Here is a 22353-nt window from a genome sequence, read left to right on the forward strand (position 1 = left end):
TTTTCGCGAGCGCGTCGCGAGATTCATTGTCGCCCTCGCGTTCCCAATGCGTACCGGCCGGGGCGGGCCAGCCAACATTGCAACAGATCGGCACCAAAATGGTGCAGCAGCCGCTGACCGTACCGGTGGCATTTTGAGGCTCGGCAGCGCAGAGCGTAAGCACCTCCTGCGCGGTATTGGCAGCATCGGCTAGCGCATTATCGGCCGGCTCGAAATTTGCCTCGCGCCGCCCCTAGTAAGGGAACGCCTCATCGGTGGGGTGCGGGGCGCAGGACGCCGAGGACCCCAGAAATTTGAAGCTGCCACGCTCGACCTTATCAGTGATCCGAGCCGCTTCTGAGGATGTCATTAAAGTGCTTTCCGCGGACGCGAACAGGATTCGCTGCGGCCTTGGCAAGCCTCCGTTTTCAGTCGCAGTCATGTTCGCTTGTACCCCGTCGCGGCGGCCTTCTTTGGGTCACTAGAGGTGAGACACCCGTCACAGAAACTCTAACGATTCCGTGGAAAGACTTCTTGTCCCACCACAACGTAAGCCATTGATATTCCGGGGATTCCAAAGTCCCCTAGGGAGCGCCAATTCCGTTGCCTTCGCCCCGCGAAGGGACGAAGGCCCGGAGAGGCGGGTTTCTCAACCCTCAGTTTTCAGCCCTCAGTTCTCAGCCTCAATTCTCCGTCCCATTTCTCACCCCTCCGGCATGCCGGCTGCGACCCAATCGGTCACATCGTCGAGTGTCGCCTCGAAGCGCTTCAGCAGCTCGTCCACCTGGGCGGTCGTGATGATCATCGGCGGGCAGATCGCGATGCTGTCGCCGACATTGCGGATGATCAGGCCGTGCTGGTGGGCGGTGTCGAAGAATTTTAGCCCGACCTTGCCGACCGGCTCGAAGCGGGCCTTGGTCGTCTTGTCGGCGACCAGCTCGACGGCGGCGATCAGGCCGCGGCCGCGGACCTCGCCGACCAGCGGATGGTCCGCGAAGCGCGCCAGCTTGTCATGCAGATAGGCGCCGACCTCGGCCGCGTTGGCGACCAGGTTGCGCTCCTCGATGATCGCCAGATTCTCCAGCGCCACCGCGGTCGCGACCGGATGGGCGCTCGCGGTATAGCCATGGCCGAAGGTGCCGAGCCGGTCGGACTGGTCGGCCATCGCCTGGTACATCTCGTCGCTGATCAGGACCGCGGCGAGCGGCTGGTAGGACGAGGTGATCTGCTTGGAGCAGACCAGGATGTCCGGCTTGATCCCAAAGCTGTCGCAGCCGAACAGGGTGCCGAGCCGGCCGAAGCCGTTGATGACCTCGTCGGCGATCACCAGCACGTCGTATTTGCGGCAGACCTCCTGCATGCGCTGCCAGTAGTTCACCGGCGGCACGATCACGCCGCCGGCGCCCATCAACGGCTCGCCGATGAAGGCGGCGACCGTCTCGGGGCCCTCGCTGAGGATCAGGTCCTCCAGCTCCTTGGCGAGCCGCTCGGTGAACGCCTCCTCGCTCTCGCCGGGCAGGCCGAAGCGGTAGTAATGCGGGCAGGTGAGATGCCGCGCGAACGGCAGCGGCAGGTCGAAGCCGCGCTGATTGGCCTGCAGGCCGGTGAGGCTGCCGGCGGCGATCGTGATGCCGTGATAACCGCCCTGGCGGGCGATGAACTTCTTCTTCTCGGTCCGGCCGAGCGCGTTGTTGTAGTACCAGACGAACTTGATGGCGGAATCGTTGGCCTCGCCGCCGGAGCTGGTGAAGAACACGTGCTTCAGATTGGCCGGGGTCATCGCCACCAGCTTCTCGGCCAGCAGGGTCGAGGGCTCGTGGGTCTTGTGCGCGAAGATGTGGTAGTAGGGCAGCTTGGCCATCTGGCGCGTCGCCGCCTCGACCAGGCGCTTCTCACCGAAGCCGACGCCCACGCTCCACAGCCCCGCCAGCCCCTCGATATATTCGCGCCCCTCGTCGTCATAGACATAGATGCCGGAGCCGCGGTCGATGACGATCGGCCCGATGCGCTCGTGCCGCCGCATGTTGGTCGCGGGATGGATCTGGTGGGCGATGTCTTTGCTCTGCAGGGAATTCGTTCGCATGGAGGCGGGGACTTTCTGGTGGCGGAAGCGCCCAGTCTATCGCGATCCCCGCGCAAACCATAATGTCTTCAGGGAGCCCGGGCGCGGCAGGCGCGCGGGAGCGCCATTCCCGGCGTGCAAGTCTCGATCTCCGGCCTCCGAGCCTTCCGGCTCGCAAGCTTCCCTGACCCTCGAGATCTCCGACCCTGCAGCCATGACGTCTCCGCCTCGCGGCGCGCTTGATCGGCCTCGCGGCGCGTTTGCGCGTCCGAGCTTTGCTCTCAGGCACGCCCTTCGAACAGAAGGGCGCAGGGAAGGCCGGGTGCAGGCCGCACCCATGGCCCGCCTGCAGACAAAAAAGCAGGCGGCAGTCACCACAGGATTGGCCGAACAACCGGCCTTCCCTGCGCGATGGATTTTACGGCTGCTCCGTGCTCTCCCAGGGGACCGGGCTTACTTGCCCCCGTCATCGGGATGTCGCCGACCAAGACACCAGCGTCGGGGTGTCGGGACCACACGGCTTGACCGTCCGCGAAGGGCTCGTTCGTCCGCACGCGAAACGCGCACTGCGACCCCAGGCGGCCACCGCATCTCCCGCTCCACGGTCCGTGACGATCGCGAAACGCCCCTTCAGTGAGCAGGAGACGGCGAGGAGTGTCGGCCTGATTTGGCCGACGACACAAGACCGGATTTGCCCGACGGAATGCGACAAACTGGCACGACGGGCAATTGGGGATGGGTGGGATGCAGCGAGGCCATTCTGACGGGTGAACTTGAGCGCGGTTGCACCGCTGTTCCGACGAGGCAGGCGGTGCTAAGTGCACTGTCAACGTCATACCAAAGCCGCATCGCTATCGCTCGGCTTAGTCACCCGAGTACATCAGGTCTGCCACCGCAAATTCCTGCTCGATGAACCGGCGGGCCAGAAGATGCATGACGCGGGCCGCCGTGTGCAGGCGGACGATCTCATGGGCATCGTCGGGATCGGACTTCGAGTGTTTCCCGGCATGCGCCACGGCAATTCGGCAGGAGTCGTGGATGTATTTATGCGGTGGCTCATCGCCGCACAATCTAAGGAAGCGAGTGATGTCGTCGTTGTTCTTTGAGGTCGCGCGCATCGCCTCGAAATTGGCGAGGAACCATTTGCGCGCCGTTTCCTTGCCGTGATTCCGGATCTCGATGATCTTGTAGTAATTCAGCACGGCGTAGCTCACAAAGCCGTTCTGCTGCGCATTGCGCGCCTCGCGAAAAAGGGCAAGCGCGCGCCGTGCTTCCTCGGAGCCCGGGATCTTCCGGTCGAAGATGTAATGGGTTGCCGTCGTGAAGGCGAGGTCGCGCTTGGTTACCGGGACCGGGACGGGATTGCCCGACCATCCAAAGCCGGCGATCGCGAAATTGTCGTCGCACCACGCCATGATGCTCAGGAAGCGATTGATCACCGTCATCGCGGTCCGCTCGTCGACCCGGTTGGCAACAAGGTCGATGTGCACCGATTGCACGTGCTCCCTCGTCTTGGGCATGAGGACGAGTTGGTAGCGGTCGAAGGTGATGAGCCGCTCTTCCTTGGGCCAGGTGACCTGGTTATCGACGCCAATATGGAGGTAGCGGGAGTTATTGCGCACGCCGAGCTTCTGGTAGCGTATCCGTTCGGCGTCCTCGGCGTCGTATTTCGAACCGTCGCCTTCGGGAGGCGCGGCGAAACGCTCGGCCAACTCGCATTCCCGCGCGAGGCGCCGGAAGAACTCCTGATTAAACGACATCTCGCGCATTGCTGGCGCGTTCATGCGGCTGCGGTCGGGATCGAAACCGGCTTCTGCCCCGGGCGCCAGAAGCGAGATGGCGCCGTCCGGCACGAAATAAGCCCGCCGCTTTTGCCCGTCATGCAGATAAACGACCTCCGCGCCGCCGTTGCTGTTCACGCCCGTCTCAGCCACGGTCACGGTCATGCGGATGAAGTCCTTCCGCGCTTCTTGGTTCGCCAGAAGAATGGCAACCACGTCGCTGATCGTCCCTGCGCCGAAGAACGATGCGCCCGTGCCTCCCACCGGACGCAGGCCGCCGAGGATAATGGCGACGTGCCCCGCCCACCCGGGATGGACCGGGACAAGGCCGAAGACGGCCGCGGCGATATGATGCGGGGTCAGCTTCTCTTCGCGCCGCTCGCGCCCGCGCGGAAGTTTTCCGTAGCGGCGCAAGGAATCGAAACGCTCATCGAGTTCCTGCAGCGTGCTGTGCGAGACATCGCTGTCCTGACACAAGAGGCCTAAAATGCGGGCGAGGTTCTTGGCATACATCGGTTGTTCCTCACCCGCCGCCTTAGTCGTAAGCGTTGCGATAGTCCCTCAGGACTGGGTTTGCCCCGGTCCGCGAGAGACCTTTCTCGGGGATCGGCAGCTCGAGCGCGGTCAGGAGGTAGCAGAGCGATTCCATCGCCCGCATCGATTTTGAAAACTGCCGGAATTGCGCGTCGCTTTCCGGGTTGAAGTGACCATGCGCGCTCTTGCCGCGAAAATTGATCGCGCGCTTGAGATGCTCGACGGCTTCTTCCGGCATGACGCCCTTGCCGAACCTCGCCTGGACAGTCCCGATAAGACGCCTGAATTGCTGCTCGGCGGTTTCCGCCCTGATCCAGCGGATCGCGCCCGCGACCCGCTCGCCGATCGCCGCGTCATGCCCAAGCTCCTGCGCCTTCGCCGCCGCAACGGCGGCGATCGCGTCCACATCCGGGGCCGGGAGGACTGGCTGCGCCTTCCCGATCGGGATATCTTCGAACCATCGGCACGCGTTCAAGAGCCGCTCCGAGGAGACCACGTTTTTCAAATCGAAGGCGGTCCTCATCAACGCGTTGGGCCGCCGCCAGGCCGAGGCCCGGTTCATCCATACGATGAGGCATGCGCGGAAGGCGCCCAATTCCTCATCGTTCCAACAGCGTACCGGCGAGCCGCCGACCCAGAGATCGCAGTTATCAACGTCGGATTCCGGCCAGATGTAGTGGACCTTGTGGTCGCCGGGATATTCGTGCTTTTCGATGGCTTCCATCATTCCTGCGAAGGAAAGCCGGTCGATCCGGATCGAAGAGGGCGTGAGCGGCACGCCGAAGCAGAACGACAGGAAGTTCACGTAGTCCGACACATAGCCGATGTAGTCGCGGATGTTCTGCGGTCGATCGAATTCAATCCCGAAGGTCGGCCAGATTTCCTTCGGCCCCTCCAGCTCCATGCCGTAGGTCGCGCCGTACCACGCCCGGAGCGTCATGCCTTCCGCCGCCGCGTCGAAGATCGTGAGTTCATCCCCTTCCGGAAACCGCGTGCGGCCGATCGCCTTGACCTTGCCGTCATGGCGCATCAACTGGTTCGTGTGCTTTACGTTGAAGGTGACTTGCTTGACGCCGTCTTCGGCCGCCCAGGCATCGTGGCCCACGACTGCTACGTTCGAGAGGATCTCCTGATGGAGGGTCGTCCGCTGCGGCGGCACATTGCGCGATGAGGTTCCGGCGATCGTCGTGACGTTCGAATGCAGCGAGACGATTTCGTTCGTCGCGGTTTGCAGGAAGACCGGCTCTTCGCTTTCGATATGGAAGTGACCATCGTAGCTATAGATATCGACGCGGAGCGCGTTCTCCGAGATCAGAACCGTTCCCGTGAGGTTCTTCCCCGTGACGAGTTCGACGCAGTGCAGCGGTCTTATGCTTTCGCTCTTCGGCATGCGGCACCTTCGGGTGTTTAACTATTCGGCCTTGGCTAGAGCTAGAAACGCCAAGCCGCCAGAGCCGCAAAAAAGATCAACACAGCGGCGCAAACCGCCAGCGCGCCGACCGCACTAATCCTGAAACCCCACAGACTTACTTCGAGCCTTGGCTCTCGCATGGCGCAATTCTCCCTTAAGAATTCCGAGAATTGCCTTGCGGGGGGATTTCTTTTTGTCGCCGTTTTTCAGACGGCCGTCAACCACGCGCGGAATTCTTGTCGCGGATGTCTTTGAAAGCCTTTTGAAACGCCCTTCAAGGCGGCTTTAACATAAAGATGTCGAGGAGCCGCCAAAGCCGTGAGCGATGGCGGCATGTCCGCTTAAGTGATTCGTCCGTGCAAGAAGCAGCCATGAGCAAAGACGGCGCGTTAGCGCATGCGGCGTTGGGATTCCCGCACTGTCACCGATGTAAAGGGTTGAAACAATTTCAGATCACACACTCGGAAGCTATGCTGCCTGAGCTACTCGTATGGATGGCCCATTTTTCGAGCGCGCTGACGCCATCCCTCCCGCGCTTCCTTGTTGAGAAACGGCACAGTGGCGGACTGCTCATCAGCCGGTTGCCGATCGTGCGTCCACTGAGGCTTTAGATCGGACTCCGGACGCAAGATGAGATAACGGAAATGCTCGATGTAGGATTGCCACTCACCCGTCCAGGATCGCCCGAACGCGATATGACAACGCTTCAGTGCAATCGTATTCTCCGGATGCGCCCCTTTGGTCTTGATCAGGATTACGGGTCCAGTCCAGCACTGTCGCCGTAATTGGATCGGCGCCACCGGGCGCACGCCTTCCTCGAAGGCGCTGCGCCACGGGCCTTGCTCACGCACGGCCTGGAACTGCTGAGGGTTGGTCAAGGGGCCGTCGACGATCGTCGGTCGCACGTTGCACGGCGCATGGCCGCAACGGGGCGGCGTGAACTCTCTGGAAGCGGCCTCATTCGGCCTGCCTGGTCTCGCTCGTCGTTGTCGAATCCTCGCGCCGGCTGGCCAGGCCCAGCCGGCCGCCGAACGCGGCCGCGAACGCCTTGGTCTTGATGAGCTCCGCCGCGAGATAGCGGGTGAAGCGCGCCGCGCCGTTCCGGTCGAGGTGGCCGCCGCCGTCGAGCGTCGTGAGCGCGTCGTCATCCGGCGGCGGGATGAATTCCACGTTCAGGGCTTTCGCGAGCTCTGCGGCTTGGCGCGCGCAGGCCTGGCTGTGCGGCACCAGCATCAGCACGATTTGGCCGCCGATCTCGCGCAGCAGGCGGCGGGCATGATCCACCACCGCCGGGCTGGTGTCGCACTGCCGATCGCGCAGGATCCGCATCGGCGGATTGCCCGTGGCGGCATAGGCGGGATTGGTGTTCATCATGTCGCCGGTGGACACGCTGCGGTAGTCGCCGAACAGGGCGTCCGGCGCGGACCGTCCCTGCAGCACCGCGATCCAGTCTTCGATTCGCCATCTGACATTGCGGCGCAGCACGGTGAGATGGCCCTGCAGCCGGCTGCGCGCCGCGGCGTCGATCGGCTTCTTGTCGGAGCCGATCGTGAGGTGGAGGTCGTCGCTGAAGAAGTGCACGAACTGGTCGTCGGCATTGATCAGCCACAGCGCCGGCCTGATGCGCCAGCGGGCGATGATCCGGCGGGAGAACTCGCCGCCGCGGATGCCGAGAAAGGCCATGTTGTAGGTCTTCAGCCCGCCGAGCAGCGCCGAGGATCGGAGCGTTGGCCGGTCGATGCCGCGGGCGACGAAGGACGGGCCGAGCAGGACGATGTCCGAGGCCTTTGCCGCGGCGATCGAATGCCCGACATTGCTGTAGAAGATGTCCTGATCCTGAATCTGGTTGACGGACCGGCCGCCGACGTCGCGATACCAATCGGCATCGCCCGCTTTCGCGACCTGGCCCAGAAAATCATGCTCCACGCCGCCATCCCGCGACAGCAGCGCGACGATTCCGGCGAGCCCGATCATGACCAGCACCATCCCGCCCGCCAGCGCGACGAGATAGCGACGCATCAGGCGCGCGGTCGGAAGGAGGGGGAGGGGAGCGCCATTCGGTTCGCTCGCGCGTCCCGCCGGAGTGGGGGCGACTGGCATGGCGCGGGGACTAGACGACCGTTTCCGAAGTCCTGGCTCCTCGATCATGAAACCCCGGCTGTCATCGTCCGCGAAAGCGGGCGATCCAGTACGCCGTGACACCTCGGCGACTCTCTTCTGCCTCGGCGTACTGGATGCCCCGCTTTCGCGGAGCATGACAGCGGTGGGCAGGGCGAGAGCTCGATCCGGAAACGACCGGTTTCAAGGAAACACTCGTCGAGCCGATTCGCGCAACGGGCTTGCGATCCGGCGTCATGCTTCCCTCATGCCCGCCGGCTCGCCGTGAGCAGGCAGGGCTATCGTATTTGACGAACAGAGTTTTGCACGCGACTGCTTCCTCATCGTCATGGCCGGGCATGTCCCGCCTGCGCGGCCGAAGCCGCTTCGGCGCGGCGAAGGCCCGGCCATCCACGTCGTGCGGCATGCTGAGCACGACGTGGATGCCCGGGACGGAGCCCGGGCATGACGATGAGGAGACAGTTTCGCGACCCACTGAGCGTGATCATATGCGATAGCCCCTCTGCTGCCAAAGTCCCCGCGACGCCGCTGCACTCGGTCCGGCCAGTGCGACCGGCCGTCCCCGCGGCCGCGTGACGTGCACCGAGGCAACCCGAGCAACGACGCATGCGGCCCGATCCTTATTGCATCCGCACCGGCAAATTGAGCGGGCCGCGAAACCCGAACCCGTGCCACCGCACGCTGGCCGCATCGACCAGCTCCATGTTCGGAAACCGCTCGAACAGCATCGGCAGCAGGATCGCGCCGACGGTGCGGCGGGAGAGGTGGGCGCCGGCGCAGTGGTGGGGGCCGTTGCCGAAGGCCTGGTGGGGGTTGGGGTCGCGCAGCGCGTTGTAGCGCTCGCCGTCCTCGAACAGCTCCTCGTCGCGGTTGGCGGAGGCCTGGATGGTCATCACGGTGTCGCCCTTCGGGATCAGGCAGCCGCGGATCTCGGTGTCCTCCATCACCAGGCGTGAGCTCGCCTGGATCGGCGCCACCCAGCGCACGCCTTCCTCGAAGGCTGAGCGCCACTTGTCCTGCGCTTTGATGGCTTCGAGCTGGTCCGGGTTGGTCAGCAGGCCGTAGAGGATCGTCAGCAGCGCGTCGCGCGGCTCGTTGATGCCGCCGCCGATCGCGATCTTGATGTTGGCGATGATCTGGCTTTCGGGAATGGGGTTCTTGGCGTTGACCATGAAGGACAGCGCGGAGGAGTCCGGCTCGTTGCGCACGCGCGCCATGTTGGCGCGGATGCAGCGGTCCATCTCGGCATTGGCGAGGTCGGTGGCGTCGAACGGCCCCGGCGTCCAGCCGAAATTGCCGGCGCCGTCGATCAGCGCCTGCGACCAGCGCTGCATGTCGTTGTCGCTGGCGTCGGGAATGCCCATGACATGCGCGAGGATGCGCGCGGCCAAGGGGCCGGCGAGCGCGGGGAACAGATCGACGATCTCGCCGCGCGGCAGCCGGTCGAGATAATCAGCGGCGAGTTTGGCGTAGAGCGGCTCCCAGACGGCTTCGATCGTCTTCGGCATCAAGGCCGGCATCATCGCCATGCGCTCGGCGCGGTGCTCGTCGTGATCCTTGCGCATCAAAGTGTGCGCGAGGAAGGCGCGCTTCATCGGCGTGTTCGGATCGTCGGACGAGAACAGCGCCGCATTGTCCTTCACGTACTTGGTGTCGGCCGCCTTGGTGAGGAACGTCCGGCCCACCGACTTGACCCGCAGCACCGGCGCCTCGCGCCGCAGCCGCTGATAGATCGGATAGGGATCGCGCGTGAGCTCCGCGATCGTGATGGTCTCGTCGAGGGGAGCCAGTCCAGGAGCCAGGGTCGCGGTCGGCATGGGGCGCTCCTTGCGAGGATGCGGGCCAGCGTGGATCTCTCTCGATGAGGATAGGTGTGCGAATAGGGCGGTGCAATGCTCGTCCGATGTCCTGATGAGGACGAGCCTGCTGTGATCGGCATGTGCTGCAGCGCGGCGGTGCACGTGCAGCATGCTGATGGTGGGCGTCGCGCGCTTGCTGTTGCGGCGAGCCGGACACGCTGCAGCTGCCGAGTGTTCCGTCTCGCACGGGCTCCGTGGAGGACCGCGCGAGACGGATGTCGGTGGGCCTACGGGCAGAACCAGGCGGGGCCGATCTGCATGCAGCCGCGGCGGTGATAGTCGTGCGGGCGGGAGCGGAAGCGATGCCAGCCGGACGGCGGGCCATGACGCCGCTCATAGCCGCGATGATGATGGCGCCGCTGTTCGCGCTGCCAATGCCCGCGCCCGTCGCGGTCGTAGTCGCGCTGCGCCAGGCGCATCGGCGCGGCCGCCGTGGCGCCGGCCTCCGCAGGCGCGGCCACCGGCGCGGCAGAGACGCCGACGGTGCTCGCGAGGAAAAGAACGGACAGGGCAGCGATGGTTGCTCGCATCGGGAACTCCAATGATGTGTGGTGGCTGATGTGGCCGTAACGGCCAGGGGCGAGACGGACGCGTCCAGTGGAACGCCAGCGATGCGCGCGTGTCCCGGCTCTGTCGTCCGCGTCGCGCCTATCGGCAACCGCCGGGCTGGGCGACCGTTCCGGCTGTGCGTGGCCGCGGAGGCGCGTCAAACTGTCCTGCGCGGAAGGGCGCAGGTCCGGATCGGCCGAGATGATGATGCACGGCGACGCTGACGATCGGGGCTTTGCGCTCGGTATCTCTACGTCGTCATGGCCGGGCTTGTCCCGGCCATCCACGTCGGTCGGCATGCTGAGAACGACGTGGATGCCCGGGACAAGCCCGGGCATGACGGAATAACTAACTGGCGGCGCGGTGTGTGGCGACCTGACAGAGCGGTGTGTCGCGACCGCAGAAAGTCGAACTCAAGCGGAGATCATCATGCGCGACCCCGCGGGCCCTCACACCCAGCCGCCGTCGACGATGTAGTTCTGGTTGGTGCAGGCGCCGGAATCGTCGGAGGCGAAGAACAGCACCACGCGGGCGATGTCGTCGGGCATGATCTTGCGCTTGAGGCATTGCCGCTGCATCAGCTCCGCCTCGCCCGCGGGCGTTAGCCACAGCTTGAGCTGGCGCTCGGTCATGGTCCAGCCGGGGAGGATGGAGTTGACGCGGATGTTGTCGGGGCCGAGGTCGCGGGCGAGCGAACGCGTCAGGCCCTGGATGGCGGATTTCGCTGTGGTGTAGCAGGGCATGCCGCCCTGGCCGAGCACCCAGCTCACCGAGCCCAGATTGACGATCGAGCCGATGCCGGCCGCGCGCATGTCAGGCGCCACCGCTTGCGCTGCGAAGAACTGGTGCTTGAGATTGACCGCCATGCGCTCGTCCCAATAGTCCGGCGTGACATCCTCGATGCTGTGGCGGTCGTCGCGCGCGGCGTTGTTGACGAGCACGGTGACCGGGCCGAAGGCGCGACGCACGCCCTCGACCGCGGCGCGCAGCGCTGCGATGTCGCGCAGATCGGCGTGCTCGAAATGAACGCTTGCGTCGGACGGCAGGCTGGCGAGCAGCGCCTGCGAGGCCTCGCGGTCGATGTCGATGAAGGCGGTGCGCGCGCCCTGCGCGAGGAAATTGCGCACGATGGCCTCGCCGATGCCGGAGCCGCCGCCGGTGACGAGGACCGTGCGGTCTTTCAGGCTGGGATAGATGGCGGTCGGCATGGGCGTCCTCTTGATCGGGGAATGGGGGATAAGAGTGAACTGCATTGCAGCGGCGGGCCTGATCAGCCGGGCCGAGACGGAACGATCGCACAGGCGCGCGCAACTTGGTAGTCCGGGCGGGCTCGTGGCCCGCCATGACGATGGGAGAGAGGCGGCGCGGGCGGCGTCAGTAGCGGCCGCCGCTGCGCTCCTGCTGCTTGATCCAGTCGGACAGCGTCTTCGGCGCGGCTGCGGCGGCGCGGGCCGGCTTGGCGGCGCCGCTGCGGTCCTTGCGGGGCGTGTCCGCGGGACCGCGCGGACGTGTCGCAGCGTGGGCGCTGGCGCTGCCGCGCGACGCAGCATTGAGCCTGTCGGCCTCTTCCTTCTCCAGCCGCAGCTTACGCAGCCGCTCCATCTTCTCGCGCTCGGGATCGGGCGGAGGCGGCGGCAGCTCGCGCAGGCGCGCGTCCTCCGCCGAGATCAGCAGGCCGGTGATGGCGCCCTCGCCCAGCGCCTTGCAGGCCTCCAGGCGGTGCAGGCCCTCAACCAGGACAAAGTGATCCTTGTCGCGGCGGACCAGGATCGGCTCGCGCTGGCCAGACTCCAGGATGCTCTCGGCCAGCGCGTCGACAACGTCCGGCTTCAGCGCTTTGCGCTTCTTCTCGGGAACGTGGATCTTGTCGATGGGGAAACTTTCCGGTGCGGACACAGTCAAGGCTCCCTCATGTTGGCGCGGTCGCTTGCTGGCTCGATGATGTCGACGCGCCCGGCGAGCGAAGGCGATCGTCCGGTGGACGATGGCTGCGGCATCCAGGTCTGGAACAAGGACGCGCCGGAAGACAGCGACAGGAGCATGCCGCTTTACAATACGGACATTCCCCCGGCTTCCGCAAGCGCCGCGGGCGGAGGGCGGGCAGGCGGCTGCCCTGCGCGTGCCGCCTCTTGACGCGGCTGAAGCAGCCGCAGCGTCACGAGGCGAAGCCTGGTGTGTTGAACTGCGCCTTCAGCCGCGGCGTCATCCAGTTCAGGAAGGTGCGCAGTTTGAGCGGCATCGGCTTGCGCGGCGGATAGAGAATGTGCACCGGCAGCGGCGCCGGCTCGAACGGGTCGAGCACGATCTCGAGCTGCTTCGCGCGCAGCGCGGCCTCCATCTTGTAGGACATCACGCGCGCGAGGCCGGCGCCGTCGATCGCCGCGAGCACCGCGGCTTCCGACGTGTTGACGCACAGCCGCGACGTGATCGGGACCACGCGGGTGCGGTTGCCGGCGACGAACTTCCACGCCGCGGGCGCCTTGTGGTCGTCGATCGTGATGCACTGATGCGTGGCGAGATCGGCCGGCTTCTTCGGCCGGCCGCGCGCCTTCAGGTAGGACGGGCTGGCGCAGACGACGGTGCGGATCGACCCGATGCGCGTCGCGATCATGCTGCTCTCCGGCAGCGGCCCGACGCGGACCGCGACGTCGAAATTCTCGTCGCCGATGTTGACGACGGTGTCGGTCAGCTTCAGGCGGAGCGAAATCTCCGGATGGGCGTCGAGGAAGGCGATCGTGTGCGGCAGCAGATGGGTGTGGCCGAGCCCCCACGGCGCTGTCACCGCCAGCTCGCCCCGTGGGATGCGGTACTCGCCGGACAGCTCGCGCTCGGCGTCCTCGACCTGCTCGACGATGCGCCGGCAGGCGTCGATATAGGCGCGTCCGGCCTCCGTCAACGTCACGCGGCGCGAGCTGCGCTGAAACAATTGCGCCTTCAGGCGGGCTTCAAGTTCCGAGACCTTGCGGCTGATGGTGGCCACCGGAAGCTTGAGGCGGCGCGATGCGGCCGAGATCGAGCCCGTCTCTGCGACTGCAATGATCGCCGTCATCGCCTCCAGGCGATCCATCGCGCCACCTTTCCGAAATCACCAAAGCAACTTCTCATCTATATGGGCTGCACTGCAGCGGAGCAATGCGATACCTCCGAGGACGACCATCCGCCGCGGGCCGCGCAGGTCGTGTCGCGCGGCGCCGGATGATGCCGCCGTCGCGGTGGCTCGCACCTCACTCTGCCTTGGAGTCCGACATGAAGCACGTTCGTCCGACCGGTCCGCTCGCCGCCCTGAGCCGCCGCCGTTTTGCTTTCGGCCTGCCGCTGCTGGCGGCCGGCGCGGCCGTGTCGCAGAGCACAGCCACCGCGCGCGCCGCACCGGCCGGCACGGCGCCGGTGGTGACGCATCATCGCACGGCGACGATCGACGGCATCAATATCTTCTATCGCGAGGCCGGGCCCAAGGACGCGTCCAAGGACGCGCCGGTGGTGCTGCTGCTGCACGGCTTTCCGACCTCGTCGCACATGTTCCGCAACCTCATCCCGCAGCTCGCCGACCGCTATCGCGTGATCGCGCCGGACTATCCCGGCTATGGCCAGAGCGACATGCCCGACCGGACGAAGTTCACCTACTCGTTCGATCGCTTCGGCGAGCTGATCGACGGGCTGCTCGGCCAGCTCGGCGTGACGAAGTTCGCGATGTACGTCATGGACTACGGCGCGCCGGTCGGCTGGCGGTTGGCGCTCGCGCATCCCGAGCGCGTCACGGCGCTGATCGTGCAGAACGGCAATGCGTATGACGAGGGCCTGAAGGAGTTCTGGGATCCGATCAAGGCGTACTGGGCCGACCACTCCGAGGCGCGCCGCAAGCCGCTCTATAAATTGGTGACGCTGGAGATCACCAAGTTTCAGTACACCGACGGCGTCAGCGATTTGAGCCGCGTCTCGCCCGACAACTGGGTCCATGACCAGGCGCTGCTCGACCGTCCGGGCAATGCCGACATCCAGATCGACATGCTCTACGACTATCGCACCAACCTGCCGCTCTATCCCAAGGTCCAGGCCTATTTCCGCAAGCATCAGCCGCCGACGCTGATCGTCTGGGGCAAGAACGACAAGATCTTCCCGGCCGACGGCGCCCATCCGTACAAGCGTGACCTGCCGCAGCTCGAGTTCCACCTGATCGACACCGGGCACTTCGCGCTGGAGGACAAGGCCGACGAGATGGTGCCGCTGATCCGCGACTTCCTCGGCCGCAAGCTCGGCGCGTGATGCGCCGTCACGATATTCGCTCCCGTCGCGAATTTGTGGTGTGATGATGGATGACTGACGACAACACAGGGAGCCGCTCCATCATGACACGCAAAATCGTGGCCGCGCTGGCCGCGCTGGCCTTCGCGCTGCCCACCGCTGCCTACGCCGAGGACGCGCCGCTCGAGCAGCAGCTCGTCGATGCCATGAACAAGGTGTTCGGCGTGCACGCCGGCTTCCGCGCCAATCACGCCAAGGGCGTGGTGGTCGAGGGCAGGTTCAAGCCGTCGGCGGAGGCGGCGACTTTAAGCAAGGCGTCGCTGTTCAGCGGCGGCGAGATCCCGGTGACCGTGCGGTTCTCGGATTCGACGGGCGTGCCGAACCTGCCGGATGGATCCGACGACGCCAATCCGCACGGCATGGCGGTGAAGTTTCGCCTCGCTGACGGCAGCGACATGGACATCGTCATCAACTCGCTGAAGTTCTTCCCCGTCTCGACGGCGGCCGAGCTGCGCGACCTGTTCCTGGCGATCGCCGACTCCGGGCCGAACGCGGCGAAGCCGACCAAGCTCGAGCAGTTCATCGGCAGCCACCCGTCGGTGCCGGCGGCGCTCGGCACCATCGCGACGCCGGACAGCTTTGCCAACGAGGGCTATTTCGGCGTCAACGCCTTCGTGCTGGTCAACAAGCAAGGCGCGAGGCAGGCGATCCGCTATCAGATGCTGCCGGAGAAGGTAGTGCATCTCGACAAGGCCGAGGCCGCCAAGCGCGCGCCCGACTATCTGATGGCCGAGCTGCCGGCGCGGCTGAAACAGGGGCCGGTGACGTTCCGCTTCATGGCCCAGCTCGCCGCCGCCGGCGACGACACCAAGGACCCCGCGAAGCCGTGGCCCGACGATCGCAAGCTGGTCGAGCTCGGCGTCGTCACGATCGACAAGGCGGTGGCCGACAGCGATGCCGCGCAAAAGAAGCTGTTGTTCCTGCCGAGCCAGCTCCCCGACGGCATCGAGGCCTCCGACGATCCGATGATCGACATCCGCAGCGCCGCCTACGCAATCTCGTTCTCGCGGCGCAATCCCTGAGCGCCTCTCCTGCGCGGCGCGCCGCAAGATCGTGGCGCGCCGCAATCATGCACGCTTTGCGGCGCCTTTGATCAGTCTCCGTCGCGGCACCGACGAGGGATCGCCGCATTCGCCGGGATTGCGGCGGTGGGCGCCATGGTTTGTCCGCATCGGTGGCGCGCCGCGATCGGCAGTCTCGCGCGCGCTCGAGGGAACCTCGACCTCGACGCCGCGATCAGCCGCGACGCGTGTTGCCGAACCGACGCACCGATCCTCGCGCGACTGCGACATCATCCGCATCTACCTGCGCGAGCAATCAGCATCGACTGATCGGTCGTCCCTTCGAGAGCGCGCACGAATCAGCCTGCAGCCAGCGATGCATTCGCAACGCGCCGCCTCGTGCGGCGACCTGCGTTCGTCGACGAACGATCGCAGCGGACCGGGCGGCGCGCGCACTCTGCGTCGCAATCGTGTCGGGCGTTGCTTCATTTTGCCTGAATTCTGCATCTCCGGCGCAACACTCGAAACGGAATCGTTAACGGCTCATCACGGCGATCTGCATTCCTTCCGATTGACATTTTTCAATTCAGATCGCGACACAATCTGACCCTCCTGATGCGGCCGCCGTAGTTGCGGCCCGTGTTCAGGAGTTGTGAGTTCGATGCGTCGCGTATTTGGCGTATGCCTTTGCCTAACTACTTTCGCAGGAAGTACGACATCGGTTTGGGCGACCGACCTCGCCCTGCCGCCCCCGCTCCCGCCTCCCGACGTATTCGCCTACAGGTGGAGTGGCTGCCATGTCGGCGCCAATGGCGGCATGGCGTGGTCGCGTCAGCAGCAGACGTGGAGTCAGCTCGCCAATGCCGGCGCCGCGCCCGCGCAGCCTGCGCAGCAGCCTGCCGGCAATGCCAACACTCCGCCGGCCAAGCCGCCGGTGGTTGCAAACCCGCCGCAGAACCCGCCGCCGCCGAACAACCCCGGCGGGAACAACGGCGGAGGCAAGCCGCCCTACAAGCCGCCTCACAAGCCTCCGGTTTATGGCGATCACGGCGGCGGCTGGTGGAAGCCCAGCAAGCCCGCTCTCTGCGAAAAGGATCACGACGGGGGTTATAGCAAACCGCCCTCTAAGCACGATCACGGCGACCATCATTGGCCGCAGGTCGGGTCGAAAGGTGGCGACAAGCCGTCCTGGCCGTGGCAGACGCCGTCCAAGGACAAGGACGATAACTACAAGGATAACTACAAGGACGTCAAATATAGCGACAACTGGTCCGGCAAGCGCCACGACGACGATCATGACAAGTCGGGCGGCTGGTCGCAGCTGCATTCGAACGGCTATTCCGACCGTTACTCCTGGCTGAGCCACGACAAGCATGATGACACCAAGGCCGGCGGCGGCTGGGGCAAGAAGGACGGCGGCTACGACAAGCCGATTTCGTTCGGCTGGTCGAAGCAGCCGGCAAAGCCCGGCTATGACAGCTACGCCTGGGCGAAGCCGGATCACGACGACGACAAGGGCGGCTACGGCGGCAAGCCCGACAAGGATCATTGGCAGCAGCACGGCGGCAAGCACGATCACGACGGCTGGCCGCAGCATCCGGACAAGCCCGGGTGGCCGCCGAAGACTCCGCCGAAGGACGGCGGCCAGCCGAAGCCGCCACCGCAGGGCAACAACAATCCTCCGCCGCAGAACCCGCCGCCGCAAAATCCGCCGCCTCAGAATCCACCGCCCGTCGCCGGAGGCGGCAACGTGGCGCCGCTGCCGGTTGCGGCCGTGCAGATTCCGACGGCCTCATCGAGCAACGGCAGCGACGTCCTCGGCGGCCTGCAGCTCGGCTGCGACTATCAGTTCGACCGCTTCGTCGTCGGCATCCAGGCGATGGCCGATCTCGGCAACATCAATGCGACGACGTCGCTGGCGCCTGGGATCGCGCTGGATACGCGCGTCAGCAACCTCTACACCGCGACAGTGCGTGCCGGCTATCTGGTAACGCCGGAGGTCCTGCTCTATGCCAGAGGCGGCGCCGCCTGGACGCGCACCCGCGTGGCGGTGACCAACACGGCGACGGGGCAATCGGCGAGCACGGCGTTCAACCGCAGCGGCTGGACGGTCGGCGCCGGCGTCGAGTGGATGTTCGCCCGCAACTGGTCGGCCTTCGCCGAGTATGACTATGCCGATTTCGGCACGGTCACCGGCACCGTGCCTGGCGCGGCCGCGATCACCGGCGGACCCAACGTCGTCAGCCAGAAGACGCAGATCCACACGGCTCTGGTCGGCGTCAACTACCGCTTCGACATTCTGCCGCGCCTCGGCCGCTGACGGCGCGCTCCGATCTCCACAGACGACAGGCCGCCTGGAGCCCCCAGGTGGCCTTTTCTGTTGCGCACGCCCATGCGTCGCCGCATTGAACGTTTCGACGCCGCGCACGGACAAAATGATCCGGCCGCGTGAACGGCAAAACGGAGGATGGCATGACAATCGTCTCGCGCGCGTTGCTCGTCTGTGGCGCCCTGCTGATCGGGGTGACCGGCACCCGCGCGCAGACGCCGCTCGTCGACGAAGCCGCCGCGCCGAGCGAGCCTTATCAGGGCCCGTTCGCCTATGACGAGGAGGAGATCGTGGTGGCGCGCTCGCCGGCCGAGCCGGTCGCGCTCGATCTGCCGCAGGGGCTGTCGTTGCGCGACTACGAGGCGTCGCCGACCGGCCGTGAAGCCGCCGTCATCGTCGAGGACGCCGCGCGCCGCCAGCAGGTGGCATTCTGGGCATTCGGCCGCGACGGCTTCTCCCGCCGGATCGACGTGCCGGCGCAGACGCGGCTCGTCTCGATCACCTGGCATCCCCGCGGCAAGGCGGTGTTCCTGCTTGCCACGACCGAGCGCGGCTCGCAGATCCTCAGGCTCGATGCGACCGCGGCGAGCTTCACGCCGACAACGGTCTACAGCAGCGCCGCATCGCTGCGCCGGCTGGTGGTCGGCCCGCGTCCGTTCGAGGTCAACGGCGAGAAGGCGCCGGTGCTGCGCCTGTTCTTCGGCGAGAAGCTCGCCAGCGGCGCCTATGCGTTGCGCACGGTGACCGAGACCGGCAAGGGGCTCTACACCGTGGTCGGCCCGCAGCGCGACGCTGGCAAGAAGAACGATGACGAGGCGCCGAACACGACCATCGCGGCATCGGCGCTGCCGCTGCAATTCCATCCCGCCGGCAATCAGCTGGTGTGGGAGGATCAGAAGAAGTGCCTGCACAGACTGACCTACGCCGCCGATAATTGGGGCAAGAGCGCGCCGCTCGGCCGCGATTGCGGCCATACCTTGACCTACACGCCGAACGGCATCGCCATGATCGACTGGCAGCCCGGCCAGCCCGGCATCCGGATCAAGGGCCTGGTCGACAATTCCGACCAGGCCGCGCTCGGCGAGTACAAGCTCGACTCGGTGCCGTCGCAGATGCCGGACGGGCGCGGGGTGATCGCGCTCACCACGAACGGTGCCGTCAGGAGCCTGCGGTATCTGCCGATCTCGGTGCCGCTGGCCGACGTCGCCAACGCCTGGATGTACATGGAGAGCGCCGCCGACCAGCAGGCGTTCGTGCGAGACCGCGGCCTGTTCCGGCGCCTGCCGGAGATGGACCAGCTCTACAAGCTGTATGACACCGAGTCCTATCAATGCGGCGCGCCCGACACGCGGGTGCCGACGCGGCCCTATTTCGTCACCACGGATTTGTTCTGGGAATTGTACAGCGCCGCCTTCGACGGCCTGTTCATCATCCTCGAGCGCGAGCAGGCCGGGCCGGCCTTCGCCCGCTTCGTCGCTGCCGCCGATGCGGAGCTTGCCAGGCGGCATCCGGGCAGCCGCATGGCCAAGGCGTTCGCCGCGGCGCATGCCGTGCTCGATGGCCGTAGCGAGTCGAATGCCGAAGCACGTCTCATCGTCGCGGCCCGCGGCGCCGAACAGTCCCTGGCGCTGCAGGAGACGCTGGACTTTGCGCAGTTCAAGCCGCGCGGGCACTACACGACGGACGCGCAGAAGCGCTATTTCGGCGCGGTGCGCTATCTCAGCGCGCTGCCGCTGTCGGCCGAGGACACCGCGATGCTGCGCGGCCTCGATGCGTCCGTCGGCAGGGCGGCGACCGACTGGATCGCGGTGTACCGGCCGTTCATCGCCTCATCGCGGCTCGACCTCGTGTGGGGCGGCGCGGCCTCGACCATCGCCTCGCATCCGGACACGCGCGGCCTGCGGCTGTTTCCGTTGTCCTGGGGCTGGGACAATGAGGCGCTCGACAATGTCGTCGACCACGCCGACCGGCCGGCCGCCGAGCGGATCGTGACGCGCGACGGCGGCTCGCGCCTGTTGCCGTCGGGCCTGGACTTCGCGGCCGTCGCCGGCAATCGGTTGGCAAGCGAGCTGCTCAGCCGCGACTTCGCCACCTATCCCAATCTCGCCGGCCGCATCGCCGCGGTGCGCCAGCGCTTCGCCGCGGCCGGCGGCCAATCGCGCAGCAGCCTCTACGATTCCTGGATCGCGGCGCTGGCAACGCAGTGGGCCGACAGCACGACGGCTTCAACAGTCGCGGGCCCGGTCTGGAACGCCAAGCGCCTGCAGACGGGGCTCGCATCCTGGGCGACGCTGCGCCACGCCACGGTGCTGGTCAACGACAAGACGGTGGCCGAATGCGGCGAGGGCGGCTTCGAGGCGATCGTGATGCAGCCGCCGCGCGGCTATGTCGAGCCCGATCCGGCGAGCTTCGCGGCCATCGCCGATCTGTTCGAGGCGACCATCGGGATGGTGCGGGACGGCCGGAGCCTCGCGGCAGATGCGGCGGCCAATGCGCGTCTGCGCGACGGCATCGTCCGGCGCCTGACGGAGTCTCGCGACTCCATCCGCAAATATCAGAGGATTGCGGAGAAGGAGTTGAAGGGCGAGACGCTGAGCGCGGAGGACTACAGGCTGATCCAATATGTCGCCCGCGCCGCTGAGCACAATTTCCTGATCTTCTCCAGCCTGTCGAACCCGCAATATGCGCTGTCCAACCCAGATCCGATGATGAAGGTGGTCGACGTGGCCGACGCGCCCGGGACGACGCGCGAGCTCGGCGTCGGACGGCCGCTGGAATGGGACCAGATCGTGCCGCATGGCGGTCGCTCGCAGATCGTCAAGGGCGGCGTCTATTCCTATTACGAGTTCGCCTCGCCCCGGCCGCTCGACGATGCCGAATGGCGCAAGATGGTCGATGCGCAGCCGCGGCCGGACTGGGTGGCGCGGCATCTGTCGGCGAACGTGTTGTCGTGTCCGGCGCGGCAGCCGTGAGGCGCGCAGCGCTGGCGCTGCTGCTGATGTTGTCCGGCGTGGCAGTGGCGGATGCGGCGGAGTCCGAGGCGGCGCGGCTGCTGTTCACCGGCGACATCATGCTGGCGCGGCAGGTGGCGCGGGAGATCGACGCCCGCCACGGCCTGTCGCCATGGCATGGCCTGCGAGACACGTTTCGGGGCGCCGATCTCGTGGTCGGCAATTTCGAAGGCACCGTCGGACCGGCGGACGCCTGCGATGCGCCGAAGGAGCTGTGCTTCGCGGTCGAGCCGAAGCTGGTGCCGCTGCTCAAGGACGCCGGCTTCACCGCGCTCGGCCTTGCCAACAATCATGCGGGTGATCTCGGCGCGGCGGGGCGCAAGGCGACCCGCGCGGCGCTGCAGGCGGCCGGGCTCGGCGGGATCGGAGCGGCGGAGTCGCCGGCCTTCGTCAAGGTTCGCGGCCGGACGCTGGCGCTGATCAGCGTGAACCTCGTTCCAGGCCGCGATGATCTTGTCGATCGGATCCCATCGTGGCAGGTCGCGCGGAAGCTGCGGCTGGCGCGGGCGCTGGCGGACTGGGTGATCGTCTCTGTGCATTGGGGCAAGGAGCTCGCCGACTGGGTCGTGCCGGAGCAGGAGGCTGCGGCGAAGTGGCTGGTCGCGCAGGGCGCCGATCTCATCATCGGCGCGCATCCGCATGTCGTGCAGCCGCCGGCCTGCGTCGATGGCAAGCCGGTGTTCTACTCGCTCGGCAATCACGTCTTCGACCAGAAATATCCCCTGACCAAGCGTGGCCTGATCGCCGATTGCGCGATCAAGGACGATCGACTGGTCTGCGGCGGCCTGCAGACGAGGACGCCGGAGGGCTCGGCCTATCCCGCCTTGGCGGCGCCGGAGCAGCCGCCGGTCAGCCTCGCGCAATGTCCGGTCAACGCGAGGGCGCCGCTGAGCGTGGCCGGACTGGCCATCAGCCCGTGGATCCGCGACGGCGAGATCGTCTCGGACGGCTTCGTTCTCGAAGGCCGTAGCGAGGTGAGACGCTGGCGCACGCCGCCGCGTGCGCTGCTGTCAGCGGAAGCCGGACGCCTGATGGCCGGCGAGCCACCGCTGCTGTTCACGCTCGAACGCCATGCCTCGCCGATCGACGGTGAGGACGGTCCGCGTCCCTATGTCTACGAGGTCACGCCGCACGGCCTGGTGGCGAAATGGCGCGGCTCGGCGCTGGCCTGGCCGCTGCTCGATGCCGTGCTGATCGCCGACGATGCCGGGCAGTCCTATCTCTGCGCGCTGCATCGCGGCGATTCCTTCATCATGCTGGATACGGCGAAGCCGTCATCGACACGGACCCAGGTCTATGCCTGGAACGGCTTCGGCTTCACCGGTGTGAGCGACGGCGCGCTCGATGCGCGTTGCGCGGGGCGATTCGCCCAGGGCGATTGAGCAGGCGCGCATGGCTTCAAGTGGATCGCTGCGGC

Annotated in this window: 16 protein-coding genes; 6 read left to right on the forward strand and 10 right to left on the reverse strand. The window is 66.2% G+C overall.

The window, feature by feature from the left end; translation table 11 throughout:
* Nucleotides 1–682 precede the first annotated feature (682 nt).
* The 10 genes from ACQR1L_RS21755 to ACQR1L_RS21800 all read right to left on the reverse strand — a co-directional run bounded on the left by ACQR1L_RS21755 (nucleotide 683) and on the right by ACQR1L_RS21800 (nucleotide 13360).
* A complete protein-coding gene (locus ACQR1L_RS21755; protein WP_434859957.1) occupies nucleotides 683–2062 on the reverse strand; it encodes an aspartate aminotransferase family protein in 1380 nt (459 codons plus the stop codon).
* Nucleotides 2063–2904: 842 nt separating this feature from the next.
* Nucleotides 2905–4335, reverse strand: a complete 1431-nt coding sequence (mauJ, locus tag ACQR1L_RS21760) for a methylamine utilization protein MauJ (protein ID WP_434859958.1) — start codon at nucleotides 4333–4335, stop codon at nucleotides 2905–2907.
* A 22-nt stretch (nucleotides 4336–4357) separates the two neighbouring features.
* Nucleotides 4358–5746 carry a hypothetical protein gene (locus tag ACQR1L_RS21765; RefSeq protein ID WP_434859959.1) on the reverse strand — a complete coding sequence of 463 codons (1389 nt, stop codon included), beginning with the start codon at nucleotides 5744–5746 and terminating at the stop codon, nucleotides 4358–4360.
* A gap of 503 nt (nucleotides 5747–6249) precedes the next feature.
* Nucleotides 6250–6645 carry a hypothetical protein gene (locus ACQR1L_RS21770; protein ID WP_434859960.1) on the reverse strand — a complete coding sequence of 132 codons (396 nt, stop codon included), beginning with the start codon at nucleotides 6643–6645 and terminating at the stop codon, nucleotides 6250–6252.
* A gap of 79 nt (nucleotides 6646–6724) precedes the next feature.
* Complete coding sequence (locus ACQR1L_RS21775) at nucleotides 6725–7786, reverse strand: hypothetical protein (protein WP_434859961.1); 1062 nt, start codon at nucleotides 7784–7786, stop codon at nucleotides 6725–6727.
* A gap of 719 nt (nucleotides 7787–8505) precedes the next feature.
* The gene (locus ACQR1L_RS21780; RefSeq protein WP_434859962.1) at nucleotides 8506–9702 is read right to left on the reverse strand and encodes a cytochrome P450; all 1197 of its coding nucleotides are present in this window, start codon (nucleotides 9700–9702) and stop codon (nucleotides 8506–8508) included.
* 269 nt (nucleotides 9703–9971) lie between these two features.
* Nucleotides 9972–10274, reverse strand: a complete 303-nt coding sequence (locus tag ACQR1L_RS21785; RefSeq protein ID WP_434859963.1) for a hypothetical protein — start codon at nucleotides 10272–10274, stop codon at nucleotides 9972–9974.
* A 468-nt stretch (nucleotides 10275–10742) separates the two neighbouring features.
* Nucleotides 10743–11501 (reverse strand): SDR family NAD(P)-dependent oxidoreductase, encoded by a 759-nt coding sequence (locus ACQR1L_RS21790; protein WP_434859964.1) that lies wholly within the window; start codon nucleotides 11499–11501, stop codon nucleotides 10743–10745.
* Between the two features lie 166 nt (nucleotides 11502–11667).
* The gene (locus ACQR1L_RS21795) at nucleotides 11668–12189 is read right to left on the reverse strand and encodes a ParB N-terminal domain-containing protein (RefSeq protein WP_434860077.1); all 522 of its coding nucleotides are present in this window, start codon (nucleotides 12187–12189) and stop codon (nucleotides 11668–11670) included.
* A gap of 259 nt (nucleotides 12190–12448) precedes the next feature.
* Nucleotides 12449–13360 (reverse strand): LysR family transcriptional regulator, encoded by a 912-nt coding sequence (locus ACQR1L_RS21800; RefSeq protein ID WP_434859965.1) that lies wholly within the window; start codon nucleotides 13358–13360, stop codon nucleotides 12449–12451.
* A 179-nt stretch (nucleotides 13361–13539) separates the two neighbouring features.
* Between ACQR1L_RS21800 and ACQR1L_RS21805 the strand changes: the two genes are divergently transcribed.
* The 6 genes from ACQR1L_RS21805 (at nucleotide 13540) to ACQR1L_RS21830 (ending at nucleotide 22318) form a co-directional block, all read left to right on the forward strand.
* Nucleotides 13540–14556: an alpha/beta fold hydrolase gene (locus ACQR1L_RS21805; protein WP_434859966.1), complete on the forward strand. Its 1017-nt coding sequence runs from the start codon at nucleotides 13540–13542 to the stop codon at nucleotides 14554–14556.
* Between the two features lie 80 nt (nucleotides 14557–14636).
* Nucleotides 14637–15617 (forward strand): catalase family peroxidase, encoded by a 981-nt coding sequence (locus ACQR1L_RS21810; protein ID WP_434860078.1) that lies wholly within the window; start codon nucleotides 14637–14639, stop codon nucleotides 15615–15617.
* Nucleotides 15618–15648: 31 nt separating this feature from the next.
* Nucleotides 15649–16203 (forward strand): hypothetical protein, encoded by a 555-nt coding sequence (locus ACQR1L_RS21815; protein WP_434859967.1) that lies wholly within the window; start codon nucleotides 15649–15651, stop codon nucleotides 16201–16203.
* Between the two features lie 210 nt (nucleotides 16204–16413).
* Nucleotides 16414–17916, forward strand: a complete 1503-nt coding sequence (locus ACQR1L_RS21820) for an outer membrane protein (protein WP_434859968.1) — start codon at nucleotides 16414–16416, stop codon at nucleotides 17914–17916.
* 152 nt (nucleotides 17917–18068) lie between these two features.
* Nucleotides 18069–20897 (forward strand): DUF3160 domain-containing protein, encoded by a 2829-nt coding sequence (locus ACQR1L_RS21825; protein ID WP_434859969.1) that lies wholly within the window; start codon nucleotides 18069–18071, stop codon nucleotides 20895–20897.
* Entirely contained in the window at nucleotides 20894–22318 is a 1425-nt protein-coding gene (locus tag ACQR1L_RS21830; protein ID WP_434859970.1) for a CapA family protein, read from the forward strand. The genes ACQR1L_RS21825 and ACQR1L_RS21830 overlap by 4 nt, the downstream gene beginning before the upstream one ends.
* Nucleotides 22319–22353 lie beyond the last annotated feature (35 nt).

Origin of the sequence: Bradyrhizobium sp. HKCCYLR20261, from assembly GCF_051168435.1 — a bacterium.
Taxonomy (GTDB): Bacteria; Pseudomonadota; Alphaproteobacteria; order Rhizobiales; family Xanthobacteraceae; genus Bradyrhizobium.